This window comes from Streptomyces sp. NPDC107575, from assembly GCF_055657265.1.
In genome coordinates this window covers 1-14836 of the sequence record NZ_JBVKBG010000002.1, presented here as the reverse complement: position 1 = coordinate 14836, position 14836 = coordinate 1, and the positions used below count along the sequence as shown (strand labels likewise).

Here is a 14836-nt window from a genome sequence, read left to right as displayed (position 1 = left end):
GCCGCGAGGGGTTACCGCAAGATCGCCCGCCTCAGTGGGCCTCAGCCGACCTCGGGGTCACCCTTCGTGTACGACAGCCGCTCGACCTGGCCGGACTGGAACTCGTCCTCGATCTGCTTGCCGTTCACATACAGCTTGATCGCGCCCGCGTCACCGAGGACGAGGTCGATCTTCTTGTTGTCCTGGAAGGTCTTCGTCTGGCCGTCCTGCAGCAGCCCGTCGAACATGATCCGCCCGTTGTGGTCCTTGGCGGAGATCCAGCTGCGCCCGTCCGACGCGTTCACCTTCACGGTGACCTTGTCCGCGGGGGCCGCGGCGATGGCGCTGTCGCTCGGTTCCGGCTTCGGGTCGGTGGGCTTCTTGGCGCTGGGGCTCGGCTTCGCGGTCGTGGGCTTGCTGGTCGCCGGGGTGGAGCCCTCGGCGGCCTGCTGCTGTCCGCCGTCGCCGTCGCCGCCACTGAAGGCGGTGTATCCGACGAAGGCGACGACCGCGACGATCGCGGCGACCATGGCGGCCGTCCAGTTGGGCCTGCGCGGTTCGGAGCGGATCCGCTCGGTCTCGAACAGCGGCGTGGCCGGCGTCGGCGCGGGGCGTCCGCCGTGCTCGTCGCCGTACTGCTCGAGGAGCGGCTCGGCGTCGAGGCCCACGGCACGCGCGAGCGTACGGATGTGGCCTCGCGCGTACACGTCACCGCCGCAGCGCGAGAAGTCGTCCTGCTCGATGGCTTGCACGATCGGGATGCGCACCCGGGTCGACTGGCTGACCTCGTCGACGGTCAGACCCGCGTCGACGCGTGCCTGCTGGAGGGCACGACCGATCGACGGCCGGTCGTCGTCCGCGTGCGGGATGCGGTCTTCCGAAGGGCGGTCGTCTTCAGGGGAGTTGCCGATGGACACGGGGGCGCCTTTCGAGCGTGTAGCCACCTGCTGGAGGTTCAGTGTAGGGGGGGTGTGAATGGGTGAGGCAACCGGGCGGTCGGACTTTGTACGCCATCGGAATGGCCTGCCATCCCGCCGGCGACGTACCAGGCTGTCTCCCCCTCAACTTGACGCAGCCGATGAGGAAACGGTTGCTCCGATGCCCGTACGGGTGACGTCGTTCGAGTGAGGGGATCACCTTAAGACTGAGCCTCCCCGCGGATCACCGCGAGCACTCCCTCCAGCTCATCGGCTTTCACAAGAACGTCACGAGCCTTCGAACCTTCACTGGGTCCGACGATGTTCCTCGACTCCATCAAGTCCATGAGGCGACCGGCCTTGGCGAAGCCCACGCGCAGCTTGCGCTGCAGCATGGAGGTCGAGCCGAACTGCGTGGAGACCACCAGCTCGGCGGCCGCGCACAGCAGGTCCAGGTCGTCGCCGATGTCCTCGTCGATCTCCTTCTTCTGCTTGGTGCCCACCGTGACGTCGTCCCGGAAGACGGGCGCCATCTGGTCCTTGCAGTGCTGGACGATCGCGTGGATCTCGTCCTCTATGACGAAGGCGCCCTGCATACGGGTCGGCTTGTTCGCCCCCATGGGGAGGAACAGTCCGTCGCCCTTGCCGATGAGCTTCTCGGCGCCCGGCTGGTCGAGGATGACGCGGCTGTCGGCGAGCGAGGAGGTGGCGAACGCGAGCCGTGAGGGCACGTTCGCCTTGATCAGGCCGGTGACGACGTCGACCGACGGACGCTGCGTGGCGAGCACCAGGTGAATGCCGGCCGCGCGCGCGAGCTGCGTGATCCGGACGATGGAGTCCTCGACGTCCCTCGGCGCGACCATCATCAGGTCGGCGAGCTCGTCGACGATCACCAGCAGATACGGGTACGCCTTCAGCTCCCGCTCGCTGCCCTCGGGCGTGGTGAGCTTGCCGTCCTTGACCGCCTGGTTGAAGTCGTCGATGTGCCGGTAGCCGAAGGCCGCGAGGTCGTCGTAGCGCAGATCCATCTCCCGCACGACCCACTGCAGTGCCTCGGCGGCCTTCTTGGGGTTGGTGATGATCGGCGTGATGAGGTGCGGGATCCCCTCGTACGCCGTCAGCTCCACGCGCTTGGGGTCGACGAGGACCATCCGGACGTCCTCGGGGGTCGCCCGCATCATGATCGACGTGATCAGACAGTTGATGCACGAGGACTTGCCGGAACCGGTGGCACCGGCGACCAGGATGTGCGGCATCTTGGCCATGTTGGCCATCACGTAGCCGCCCTCGACGTCCTTGCCGAGCGCGACCAGCATCGGGTGCTCGTCCTCGGCCGCGTCCGCCAGGCGCAGCACGTCGCCGACGTTGACCATCTCGCGGTCCGTGTTCGGGATCTCGATGCCGACCGCGGACTTGCCGGGGATCGGCGAGATGATCCGGACGTCCGGGGACGCGACGGCGTAGGCGATGTTCTTCGCCAGGGCCGTGATCTTCTCGACCTTCACGGCGGGGCCGAGCTCGATCTCGTACCGCGTGACCGTGGGGCCGCGCGTGAAGCCCGTGACCCCCGCGTCGACCTTGAACTCGGTGAAGACGGTCTGCAGGGATTCGACGACCGCGTCGTTGGCGGCGCTGCGGGACTTGCCGGGGCCACCGCGGGTGAGCAGGTCGAGGGAGGGCAGCGCGTAGGTGATGTCGCCGGCGAGCTGGAGCTGCTCGGCGCGCGGCGGCAGGTCGCCGCGCGCGTCGGGCGCGGCCTTGGTCAGGTCCGGCACGCCGAGGGAGGTGGGCGTCGGCTCAGGCTCCTTCTGAGCGCCCGCCGGGGCCTTCTTGGCCCTGGCCCCCGGGACGGGTGCCGAGCGGTCCCCTGTGGACGTCTCACCGCTGTTCTCGCCGGCGCCCTCACCCGAGACGCCCTGCGTGAGGTCCGCGACCAGCGGCGACGGCGGCATGCCGTGCAGCACGGCCCCGTCGAGAGCGGCGGCCGCCGCCGCGGCCACGTCGACCGCGTCCATCGGCCGCTCCATCGCGGGCTGCACGGACCGCCGCGACTTGCGCCGCTTGGCGAACGCCTCCTCCTCGGCCCGGTCCGGGTCGTACGACTCCGGGGCCGCGGAGCGCTTGCGCGAGCGCACGGGCGTGGCCTCGCGCCACTCGTCGTCGTACTCGTCCGGGTCCGCGTCGGCGAAGGCCGCCTCCTCGTGCACCACGCCGAGCTTCACGCCGAGCTGGTGCAGGCGCTGCGGGATGGCGTTGACGGGCGTCGCGGTCACCACGAGCAGCCCGAACACGGTCAACAGAACCAGCAGCGGGACGGCGAGCACCTGGGTCATCGTGAAGCTCAGCGGCGTCGCGGCGGCCCAGCCGATGAGCCCGCCCGCGTCCCTTATGGCGCGCATGCCGTCCCCGCGCGCGGGTGAGCCGCACGCGATGTGGACCTGTCCGAGCACGCCGACGACGAGCGCGGAGAGGCCGATCACGATCCGCCCGTTGGCCTCGGGCTTCTCGGGGTGCCTGATGAGGCGTACGGCGATGATCCCCAGCAGGATCGGCACCAGCAGGTCGAGGCGGCCGAACGCGCCGGTCACCAGCATGTCGACGAGGTCGCCGACCGGGCCCTGCAGGTTGGACCAGGTACCGGCCGCGCAGACCAGCCCGATCCCGAGCAGCAGCAGCGCCAGCCCGTCCTTGCGGTGCGCCGGGTCGAGCCCCTTCGCGCCACGCCCTATGCCGCGGAACATCGCCCCCACGCTGTGCGCGACGCCGAGCCACAGGGCGCGCACGAGCTTGTAGAGGCCCCCGGTCGGATTGGGTGCCGCCTTGGGGGCCGGCTTCTTGGCCGCGGACTTCTTGGCGGGTGCCCGCTTGGGGGCGGGTTTCTTGGCCGCGGCCTTCTTCGCGGGGGCTTTTTTGGCAGCGGCCTTCTTCGCCGGAGCCTTGGTCGGCGCCGCCGTCTTCTTCGCGGGCGTCTTCTTGGCTGCGGGACGTGAGGCCATGGGTGTGAGGTTACCGGGGGAGCCGACCTTGGACACGTGTGCCCACTGCTTCACCCGATCGTGTCGCGAACTGACGGGGCGAAAACTGACGTGCTCTCAAAGCCGAGCGGCCGCCCCCGATTCCGGGGCGACCGCCTCAGTTCTGCGAGGGCAGCGAGGGAGCTCCGCTCCCCGTTCCGGGCTCCAGGGCGTCAAGTGCCCTGCGCAGCCCGGTGAGTTTGCGCTCCAGGTGGGCGGCCGTGGCCACCGCCGCCGCGTCCGCGGACTCGTCGTCCAGCTGCTTCGACAGCGCCTCGGCCTGCTCCTCGACCGCGGCGAGCCGCGCCGACAGCTCGGCGAGCAGCCCCGCGGGCTCCTTGGCGTCCCCGACGGCCTTGCCGCCGCCCTCCAGCTGGAGCCGCAGCAGCGCCGCCTGCTCCCGGAGCTGGCAGTTCTTCATGTACAGCTCGACGAACACCGAGACCTTGGCGCGCAGCACCCAGGGGTCGAACGGCTTGGAGATGTAGTCGACCGCCCCCGCCGCGTAGCCACGGAACGTGTGGTGCGGTCCGTGGTTGATCGCCGTGAGGAAGATGATCGGGATGTCCCGTGTCCGCTCGCGACGCTTGATGTGCGCCGCGGTTTCGAAACCGTCCATTCCCGGCATCTGAACGTCCAGCAGAATGACCGCGAAATCGTCCGTGAGCAGCGCCTTCAGCGCTTCCTCCCCGGACGATGCCCGTACCAGTGTCTGATCGAGCGCGGAGAGGATGGCCTCCAGCGCCAGCAGATTCTCCGGCCGGTCATCGACCAGGAGGATCTTGGCCTTCTGCACCATGGCCCGCCCTCCTCGCCCCGGCATGGGGCCGCCCCTGTCCGCAGGACTCGGGGAGGCTCCTTTCGCCACCCCAGGGGACGACTCCCTTGCGTCGTCCGTCCTTGTGCCGGTCATGGTAGCCGCACCCCGCCTGTCGCCACACCCTGTCACCGCGATGTCACCGTGCACGTAGCAGAAACGCGGTGGGAGACCAGAAGGTTCCCCGAATCCCGCGCCTCTACACGGCTTCGACCACACTCAGTCAGCAACTCATCCTGAACATTCCGGTTTCCGGTCACTCACCATGCATCCACCGCTCCATCACAGAGAGCAGATGATCCGGATCGACCGGCTTCGTAACGTAGTCGGAAGCGCCCGACTCGATGGCCTTCTCCCGGTCGCCCTTCATCGCCTTCGCGGTGAGCGCGATGATCGGCAGCCCGGCGAACTGCGGCATCCTGCGGATCGCCGTCGTCGTCGCGTAGCCGTCCATCTCCGGCATCATGATGTCCATCAGCACGACTGTCACATCGTCGTGCTGTTCGAGCACCTCGATGCCCTCGCGCCCGTTCTCCGCGTACAGCACCGACAGGCCCTGCTGCTCCAGGACGCTGGTGAGCGCGAACACGTTGCGGATGTCGTCGTCGACGATGAGCACCTTCTCGCCACCGAACAGCAGCCCGTGCCGGGGCGCGGGCGTGCTCTTCTCGGCCGAACCCGTCGCGCCCGACATGCCGCCGCCGTCCCAGTGCTCCTCCGCACGCTCCTGGGCGGGCAGCGGCTGGCCCTGCAGCGGGGCCTGCGGCGCCGGGCGCTCGGGCTGCGTCGGAGTCGACCTGCGACGCCGCCTGAACAGCGCCGCGGGCCCGTTCTGCGTGTCCTGGTAGGACCGCACCTCGGCCGGTGTCTCCACCTCCGCGGGCTCGGGCTCGGGCGCCGCGTCGAGGGCGAGCCGCTCCCCCGGTTCGATGGTCGGCGCGAGCTGCGCGTACCCCTGGGGCGGCAGTTCGCTCGGGTGCATCGGCAGGTACAGCGTGAACGTCGAGCCGCGGCCGGGCTCGCTCTGCGCGTGGATCTCGCCGCCCAGGAGGCGGGCGATCTCGCGGCTGATGGACAGGCCGAGGCCCGTACCGCCGTACTTGCGGCTCGTCGTGCCGTCGGCCTGCTTGAACGCCTCGAAGATGACGCGCATCTTGCTGGCCGCGATGCCGATGCCGGTGTCGGTCACCGAGAAGGCGATCACATCGCCGTCCACCTCGGTCAACGAGCCGGCTTCCAGCAGCTGTTCACGGATCGCGTTCGGTACGTCGGCACCCGCCGGCCTGATGACGAGCTCGACGGCACCGGAGTCGGTGAACTTCACCGCGTTGGACAGCAGGTTGCGCAGCACCTGAAGGAGCCGCTGTTCGTCGGTGTGCAACGTGGTGGGCAGTTCCGGCGACACCCTTACGGAGAAGTCGAGTTGCTTCTCCGCGGTCAGCGGCCGGAACGTGGCCTCTACGTAGTCGACAAGCTGCACCAGGGCGATGCGCGTCGGCGAGACGTCCATCTTGCCCGCCTCGACCTTCGACAGGTCCAGGATGTCGTTGATCAGCTGGAGCAGGTCGGAGCCCGCTCCGTGGATCGTCTCGGCGAACTCGACCTGCTTCGGGGTGAGGTTCGCGTCGGCGTTGTCGGCCAGCAACTTGGCAAGGATGAGCAGCGAGTTGAGCGGCGTACGCAGCTCGTGCGACATGTTGGCGAGGAACTCGCTCTTGTAGCGCATCGAGACGGCGAGCTGCTCGGCGCGCTCCTCCAGGACCTGCCGCGCGTCCTCGATCTCGGTGTTCTTCACCTCGATGTCACGGTTCTGCTGGGCGAGCAGTTCGGCCTTCTCCTCCAGCTCGGCGTTGGACGCCTGGAGGGCCTTCTGCCGGTTCTCCAGCTCGGCGGAACGCTCACGGAGCTGCTCGGTCAACTCCTGCGACTGCCGCAGCAGGACCTCCGTCTTCGTATTCACGGAGATCGTGTTGACGCTCGTCGCGATCATCTCCGCGATCTGGTTCAGGAAGTCCTTCTGGATCTGCGTGAACGGAGTGAACGACGCCAGCTCGATCACACCGAGCACGGTGTCCTCGAACAGCACGGGGATCACGATGACCTGCGCCGGAGGCGCCTCACCGAGCCCGGAGGCGATCTTCAGATAGCCGCTCGGCGCGTTGTCCACGAGGATCGTGCGCCGCTCCTGGGCGGCCGTCCCGATGAGCGTCTCGCCGGGCCGGAACGCGGTGGGCATGGAGCCCATGGAGTAGCCGTAGCTCCCGCACATGCGCAGCTCGTACGCGTCCTCGTCGGCGACCGTCGCGTCGGCGCTGTCGTCCAGCGGCAGCGCCAGGAAGAACGCGCCGTGCTGCGCCGACACGACCGGCGTCAGCTCGCTCATGATGAGCCCCGCCACGTCGTCGAGGTCGCGACGGCCCTGCATCAGGCCGGAGATACGGGCCAGGTTGCCCTTGAGCCAGTCCTGCTCCTCGTTGGCGATCGTGGTGTCGCGCAGGTTGGAGATCATCTTGTTGATGTTGTCCTGCAGGACCTGGATCTCGCCCGCGGCGTCGACGTCGATCTTGAGGTTGAGGTCGCCGCGGGTCACCGCGGTGGCGACGGCCGCGATGGCGCGCACCTGACGGGTCAGGTTTCCGGCCATCTCGTTCACGGACTCGGTCAGGTCGCGCCACGTGCCGTCCACGTCGCGCACCCGTGCCTGGCCGCCCAGCTGCCCCTCGGTGCCCACCTCACGGGCCACCCGGGTCACCTGCTCCGCGAACGACGACAGCTGGTCGACCATCGTGTTGATCGTGGTCTTCAGCTCGAGGATCTCGCCGCGCGCGTCGATGTCGATCTTCTTGGTCAGGTCGCCCTTGGCGATGGCGGTCGTGACCATCGCGATGTTGCGCACCTGTCCGGTCAGGTTCGAGGCCATGCCGTTCACGGACTCGGTCAGGTCCTTCCACGTACCGGACACTCCGGGTACGCGGGCCTGGCCGCCGAGGATGCCGTCCGTGCCCACCTCGCGGGCCACCTTGGTGACCTGGTCGGCGAACGAACTCAGGGTCCGCACCATCGTGTTGAACGTGTCGGCGAGCTGCGCGACCTCGCCGCGCGCCTCGATCGTGACCTGACGGGTCAGGTCACCGTTGGCCACCGCGTTGGCGACCTGGGAGATGTTCCGCACCTGCATGGTCAGGTTGTTGGCCATCAGGTTGACGTTGTCGCTCAGGTCCTTCCAGATGCCGGTGACGCCCGGAACCCTTGCCTGACCGCCCAGTTGGCCCTCGGTGCCCACCTCACGGGCCACCCGGGTCACCTGCTCGGCGAACGAGGACAGCTGGTCCACCATCGTGTTCACCGTGGTGACGAGCTCGAGGATCTCGCCCTTGGCGTCGACCGTGATCTTCTTGGAGAGGTCACCGCGCGCCACCGCCGTCGTGACTTCGGCGATGTTCCGCACCTGAAGCGTCAGGTTGTTGGCCATGCCGTTCACGGACTGCGTCAGGTCCTTCCACGTACCCGACACGCCCTGCACCTCGGCCTGGCCGCCGAGGATGCCGTCCGTACCCACCTCGCGGGACACCCGGGTCACCTGCTCGGCGAAGGCCGACAGCTGGTCCACCATCGTGTTGAGGGTGTTCTTCAGCTCCAGGATCTCGCCGCGCGCGTCCACATCGATCTTCTGCGACAGGTCACCCCGCGCCACCGCCGTGGCCACCTGGGCGATGTTGCGCACCTGGGCCGTGAGGTTTCCGGCCATGCCGTTCACGGAATCCGTCAGATCCCGCCACACGCCGGCGACGCCGGGCACCTGCGCCTGGCCGCCGAGCCGGCCCTCGGTGCCCACCTCGCGGGCCACCCGGGTCACCTGGTCCGCGAAGGCGGAGAGCTGGTCGACCATCGTGTTGATGGTGTTCTTCAGCTCCAGGATCTCGCCGCGCGCGTCCACGTCGATCTTCTGCGACAGGTCACCCCGCGCCACCGCGGTCGTGACCTGAGCGATCTGCCGCACCTGAGACGTCAGGTTTCCGGCCATGAAGTTGACGGAGTCGGTCAGTTCCTTCCACGTGCCGCTCACGCCGTCCACGCGGGCCTGACCGCCGAGGCGGCCCTCCGTGCCCACGTCACGCGCCATTCGCGTCACCTGGTCGGCGAAGCTCGACAGCTGGTCCACCATCGTGTTCACGGTGTTCTTCAGCTGGAGCATCTCGCCGGAGACGTCGACGGTGACCTTCTGCGACAGATCACCGTTCGCCACCGCCGTCGTCACCTGGGCGATGTTGCGCACCTGTCCGGTGAGGTTGCGGAACGCGGTGTTGACGGAGTCGGTCAGGTCCTTCCACGTACCGGCGGCGCCGGGCACGAGCGCCTGACCGCCCAGCTCACCCTCGACACCGATCTCCCGGGCCACACGCGTGACTTCGGAACCGAAGGCGGACAGCTGGTCCACCATCGTGTTCACGGTGTTCTTGAGCTCGAGCATCTCGCCCGCGACGTCGACGGTGACCTTCTGCGACAGATCACCGTTCGCCACCGCCGTCGTGACGGTCGCGATGTCCCGCACCTGAGTTGTGAGGTTCCGGAAAACCGTGTTCACCGAATCGGTGAGGTCCTTCCACGTGCCGGCGGCTCCCGGCACATTGGCCTGGCCGCCGAGCTGACCCTCGGCACCGACCTCGTTCGCCACACGCGTGACCTCGTCCGCGAAAGTTCGCAGGGTCTCCGTCATCTGGTTGATGGTCTCGGCCAGCTGGGCGACCTCGCCGCGCGCCGACACCGTGACCTTCTGCGACAGATCACCGTTGGCCACGGCCGTGGTGACCTGCGCGATTCCACGCACCTGCGCGGTCAGGTTGCCGGCCATGAGGTTCACCGAATCGGTGAGGTCCTTCCACACGCCGGCCACACCGGGCACCTGGGCCTGACCGCCGAGCTCACCCTCCGTGCCCACTTCCCGGGCCACACGCGTGACCTCGGAGGAGAACGACGACAGCTGGTCCACCATCGTGTTCACGGTGTTCTTCAGCTCGAGCATCTCGCCCGCGACGTGAACCGTGACCTTCCGGGACAAGTCACCCTTGGCCACCGCGGTGGTGACGAGAGCAATGTCACGTACCTGTGCGGTCAGCCGGTACGCCATTGTGTTGACCGAATCCGTGAGGTCCTTCCACGAACCGGACATTCCACGTACGCGCGCCTGCCCACCGAGCTTGCCCTCGGTACCCACCTCGCTGGCCACGCGCGTGACCTCGTCGGTGAACGTGGAGAGCTGATCGACCAGGTTGTTGACGGTCCGGCCGACCTTCAGGAATTCGCCGCGCAGCGGATGCCCGTGCCCCTCGGGCTTCCCTTCCGGCACCTGGGCCCGCAGCTCCATCCGGGGCGACAGATCGCCGTCCGCGACCGCCGAGAGCACCCTTCCGACCTCTGAGACGGGCCGTACGAGGTCGTCCACGAGCGCGTTGGACGCATTGATCGCGGTGGCCCAGGAGCCCTCACAGGCGCCCGTCTCGAGCCGCTCGGTGAGCTTGCCCTCGCGGCCGACCATGCGCCGCACCCGGGACATCTCGCCCGTAAGGTGCAGATTTCGGTCGGCCACCTCGTTGAAGACGGCCGCGATCTCCGACATCACCCCGTCGCCGCTGACGGTCAGGCGCTTGCGGAAATTTCCGTCTCTCATCGCGACAAGACCTGCGAGCAAGCGGTTCAGCGCCGCGGTATCCACGGTCGTCGTCCCACTGCCACCGCGCGTTTTGCGCTGTTTTGTCAGGGACTGTCCGCCTTCTGCGCGCGCCTTCTTGCTTCGCGTCGCTGCGCCAGACTCCACTGTGTCCCTCCCGCAGGGATCGACCTGTACTGCTCGGGTTGCTCGGGTGTTTCTCGGATTCGCTTCTACCGCCGCATCGGCACTTCAATGCGTTCTTCTATGGAAGCTTGCCCAGTGTTTCACCATGGCTGAACCAGGCCATAACAGTTCGGCAGCTTCGCACACCGTCCGCACACCCTCCGGGCGGAAACACAGACGACCGGCATCCGCATGGACGGCGAAGGTAAGTAACCTTGCATGCGGCTGTCCACCCACCCCGGTCTGCCCGGCCTGGGCGGTGGCGGAAAACGAGCGGGCATCGGAGGGGCGGCCGAGACATGGGTACGGGAGACCTGGGCCTCGACACTCGGACATCGAGTACAACTCGTACAGGGAGTTCTGTGATCACCGCGCGCGCGGCTGCCACTTTCGAGCCGGTCGGACGCTCCGTCGCGACCGCCCGCTCCTTCGTACGCGACACCCTCCAAGGGTGGGGCCATGCGGACATCATCGACGACGCCGTCGTCCTGACCAGCGAACTCGTGACAAATGCCGTGGTTCACGCGGGCACATCCGCGGAGGTTCTGTGCCTGCGAAGTGAGGACCACGTCCGCATCGAGGTCTCGGACCGCTATCCGGAACGTGAGATCCCGCTGCAGTCCTCCGCCATGAACATGGGCAGCCCGGACCGCGAGGGAGGCCGCGGCCTCCAGCTCTGCGCCGCGCTCGCCGGCCGCTGGGGGGTCGACTATTCGGCCACGCACAAGCGGGTCTGGTTCCAACTCGACCTCCCCGAGCGCTCGGTGGGCACCCGCGCCGCGGGCCCCAACCTCCCCACCGACCTCCTCCCGCTCGCGGACGAGCGGGTGCGCGTGGCCGTCGTCCAGATCGACCGGGTCGGCGCGATCACCGGGTGGAACGAGGACGCGGAGGAGCTCTTCGGGTACGCCGCCGAGCAGGTCACCGGCAAGCCCCTCACGGACTTCGCGGCGTGGCCGCACACCCCCGGCACCAGCACGGGCATCGTCGACGCACTCCAACTCTCGCGCTGGGAGGGCAGTTACGGCATCCGCGGCGCCAGCGGCCGCGTGACGCCCGTGTACGCCTCGCACCTGCGCGTGCGCGACACCGACGGCGACCCGTCGACCGTCTGCCTCCTGGTCCGCGACCACGAGCGGGCGGTCCTCCAGACCCCGCTGCGCCTCCCCTCTCCCGACCCGGGATCGCACTCCGAGAGCCAGGGCTCCGACCCGTTCGAGGTCTTCATCGGCTCGCCTGCGCCCGACGACCTCGACGGACTGCTCCAGCGCACGGTCGAGCGCGCCCGCGACATGCTCGACGGCGACTCCGCGTTCCTGCTGCTCGCCACGGACGACGAGACGGAGCTGGAGGTCCGCGCCTCGACCGGCCTGCCCTCCGCGCGGCAGCGCTTCGCGCGCGTGCCCGTCGAAGTCGGCCCCAACCGCTACGGCTCGGCCCGCATGCCCGCCGTGCACGAGGACCTGACCCAAGTCCCGGGCGCCGTACCGCTCCTGAACGGCACGGGCATGCGTTCGGTCGTCACCGTCCCCCTCAAGGTCGAGGGCCGCCTCACCGGCTCCCTCGGCGTCGCCGCGGAAGCCCCCGACCGCTACTCGAACGAAGAGGCGCTCCGCCTCCAGTTCGCCGCCGACCGCATCGCACTGGCCGTCGAATCGGCCCGCCTCGGCGAACTCGAAAAGCTCCGCCGCGGTTCGCTCAGCTTCCTTGTCGAGGCCTCCGACCTTCTGGCGGGCACGCTCGACCGCGACCAAACCCTGGCGCTGATGGCCCAGATGACGGTCCCGACCCTCGCCACCTGGTGCGCGGTCTACACGATCGCCGACCAGGCATCGGAGCCGTACCTCTCCTATGTGCTGCACGAGGACGAGGAGCGCATCGACGGTCTGAAGGCGCTCCTTTCGAAGATCGCGCCCCCGGACCCGGTCCCGACCCCGGGCGCCCGCGTCTGGGCCGCCCCTGCGGAAGCCGCCCACCAGGCGGCGCTGCGTACGTCCATGAGAAGCCTGGGCCTCGGCGAGCCGGCGAGCGTCAGCTCCGGCATCGGCACGACGCTCCAGACGGCCTCCGCGGTCGGCGGCGAGACCGTCGTCCTCCCCCTGGTCGCCCGCAACCGCGTCATCGGCATGCTGACCCTCGGCAAGCCCACGGACGAGCACTTCCGCCAGGAAATCCTGGAGCTGGCCGAGGACTTGAGCCGCAGGGCGGCCCTGGCCCTCGACAACGCGCGCCTCTACTCGGAGCGCATGGCGATCAGCCAGTCCCTCCAGCGCAGCCTCCTGCCCCCGGAGCTCCCGGACGTCCCCGGCGTCGAGGTGGAGGTCATCTACCGCGCGGCCGGCGAGGGCAACGAGGTGGGCGGCGACTTCTACGACTTGTTCCCCATCCGGGACGGCGCGTACGGCTTCGCCATCGGCGACGTCTGCGGCACGGGCCCGGAGGCGGCGGCCGTCACCGGCCTGGCCCGCCACGCCCTGCGCCTGCTCGCCCGCGAGGGCTTCGGCGGCCCTGCGGTCCTGGAGCGCCTGAACGCGGCGATCCTCGACGAGGGCGCCCGCAGCCGCTTCCTCACTCTGCTCTACGGGGAGTTGTGGCCGCAGGAGGACGGTTCGGCGATCGTGAAGATGGTCTGCGCCGGCCACCCGCTCCCGCTCCGCCTCCGCCAGGACGGCACGGTCGAGCCGTACGCGGAGCCGCAGCCGCTGCTCGGCGTCATGGACGACCTGGAGCTGTACGAGCAGACGCTGACGCTCGACCCGGGCGACGTCCTGCTCTGCGTCACGGACGGCATCACCGAGCGCCGCGAGGGCAGCCGCATGCTCGGCGACGACGGCCTGGCGGACGTCCTGTCCACCTGTACGGGCCTCACGGCCGGTGCTGTCGCCGCCCGCATCATGCGCGCGGTGGAGCGCTTCGCCGCGGACGCCCCGTCGGACGACATGGCGATCCTCGCGATGCGCGTCCCGGGCCTGCACCACGACTGACAGGCCCGGGGGCAGGGGGCGGGGGAAATGAAAAAGGCCCCCGCCCGATGGGCGGAGGCCTTCAATTCACGAGCCCCCAAGCGGAATCGAACCGCTGACCTTCTCCTTACCATGGAGACGCTCTACCGACTGAGCTATAGGGGCCTGTCGCTTTCGCGGTTTTCCGCTCGGCAACGACATAAAGCATACCTGATGTTGAGGCCCCTCAGAACCACCACCAGGGCGGCTCTAGAAGGCCGGCTGCAGCAATCCGCCCAATGCGTTGCAGGCGTGCACGATCCGCTGCAACTGCCGCCGAGACATTGCCGCTTCGACCGGCAGCGCAAGCGTCTCGTCGGCGGCCAGCTCGGTTTCCGGAAGCGCGATGTCGTACCGGAAACCCGGCAGCCGGTGCACCGGCGTCTTCACCGGCACCCGGCACTCGACGCCCTTCCCCCGCAACACCCTCGCGAACGCGTCCCGATCCGGCCGCCCATTACCGGGCACCCGCACCACGTACTGCTGATACGTGTGCCCCTCCTGCCCGACAGGCGTCCGTACGCCGGTGAGTCGCGCGCTCAAATAGGCGGCGCGCACACGGCGTTGAGCCACCTCGTCGTACGACTTCTCGGACTCGCCGGGCTCCTCGAGCACCAGCAGGCCGTGCCGCCGGCCCAGCTCCCGCAGCCGGGCGAGATCGGCCCGATTCCCAAAGCGGTGCACGGCAACGACAGCGGCCGTCCTTGCGCTCACACCGGCAGCCACGTGGGAGGGATCGATGCAGTACGTCTCCGGGTCGATGTCGGCGAAGACCGGCACGGCCCCCGCCCGCACGACGTCCTCGGCCACCTCGGCGTTCCCGAACGCCGGCACGATGACCTCGTCCCCGGTACCGACACCTGCGGCTCGCAGCATTTCAACTGTGCCCATGTCAGGGATCGTGCCCACGCGACGTGAACGACAGGTGACGAGCAACAAAAAAGAGCTGATCCCCGAACCAAAAGGTTCGGGGATCAGCTCTTTATCAAAATTAGTTCGGCGGCGTCCTACTCTCCCACAGGGTCCCCCCTGCAGTACCATCGGCGCTGTGAGGCTTAGCTTCCGGGTTCGGAATGTAACCGGGCGTTTCCCTCACGCTATGACCACCGAAACACTATGAAACTGTCAACCGCACCGTAGTCGTGGCCCGACATACGGGGTTGTTCGTGGTTTCAGAACCAACACAGTGGACGCGAGCAACTGAGGACAAGCCCTCGGCCTATTAGTACCAGTCACCTCCACACCTTGCGGTGCTTCCAGATCTGGCCTATCAA

The 14836-nt window shown here is 68.6% G+C and carries 6 protein-coding genes, 1 tRNA gene and 1 rRNA gene; 1 reads left to right on the top strand and 7 read right to left on the bottom strand.

Annotated elements, in window-relative coordinates:
• Window positions 1-41: 41 nt before the first annotated feature.
• The 4 genes from ACZ7L4_RS06885 to ACZ7L4_RS06870 form a co-directional block, all read right to left on the bottom strand.
• Window positions 42-896: a helix-turn-helix domain-containing protein gene (locus ACZ7L4_RS06885; RefSeq protein ID WP_472100427.1), complete on the bottom strand. Its 855-nt coding sequence runs from the start codon at window positions 894-896 to the stop codon at window positions 42-44.
• Between the two features lie 221 nt (window positions 897-1117).
• Window positions 1118-3892 carry a DNA translocase FtsK gene (locus tag ACZ7L4_RS06880; RefSeq protein ID WP_472100425.1) on the bottom strand — a complete coding sequence of 925 codons (2775 nt, stop codon included), beginning with the start codon at window positions 3890-3892 and terminating at the stop codon, window positions 1118-1120.
• Window positions 3893-4028: 136 nt separating this feature from the next.
• Entirely contained in the window at window positions 4029-4709 is a 681-nt protein-coding gene (locus tag ACZ7L4_RS06875; protein ID WP_385769324.1) for a response regulator, read from the bottom strand.
• 274 nt (window positions 4710-4983) lie between these two features.
• The gene (locus tag ACZ7L4_RS06870) at window positions 4984-10542 is read right to left on the bottom strand and encodes a HAMP domain-containing protein (RefSeq protein WP_472100423.1); all 5559 of its coding nucleotides are present in this window, start codon (window positions 10540-10542) and stop codon (window positions 4984-4986) included.
• A gap of 380 nt (window positions 10543-10922) precedes the next feature.
• Here ACZ7L4_RS06870 and ACZ7L4_RS06865 point away from each other — a divergent pair, with 380 nt between their 5' ends.
• A complete protein-coding gene (locus ACZ7L4_RS06865; RefSeq protein WP_450817408.1) occupies window positions 10923-13544 on the top strand; it encodes a SpoIIE family protein phosphatase in 2622 nt (873 codons plus the stop codon).
• 71 nt (window positions 13545-13615) lie between these two features.
• Here ACZ7L4_RS06865 and ACZ7L4_RS06860 read toward each other — a convergent pair.
• The 3 genes from ACZ7L4_RS06860 to rrf all read right to left on the bottom strand — a co-directional run bounded on the left by ACZ7L4_RS06860 (window position 13616) and on the right by rrf (window position 14673).
• A tRNA-Thr gene (locus ACZ7L4_RS06860) sits at window positions 13616-13688 on the bottom strand.
• Between the two features lie 84 nt (window positions 13689-13772).
• Window positions 13773-14438 (bottom strand): DegT/DnrJ/EryC1/StrS family aminotransferase, encoded by a 666-nt coding sequence (locus ACZ7L4_RS06855; RefSeq protein ID WP_472101929.1) that lies wholly within the window; start codon window positions 14436-14438, stop codon window positions 13773-13775.
• Between the two features lie 118 nt (window positions 14439-14556).
• Window positions 14557-14673, bottom strand: a 5S ribosomal RNA gene (gene rrf / locus ACZ7L4_RS06850).
• Window positions 14674-14836 lie beyond the last annotated feature (163 nt).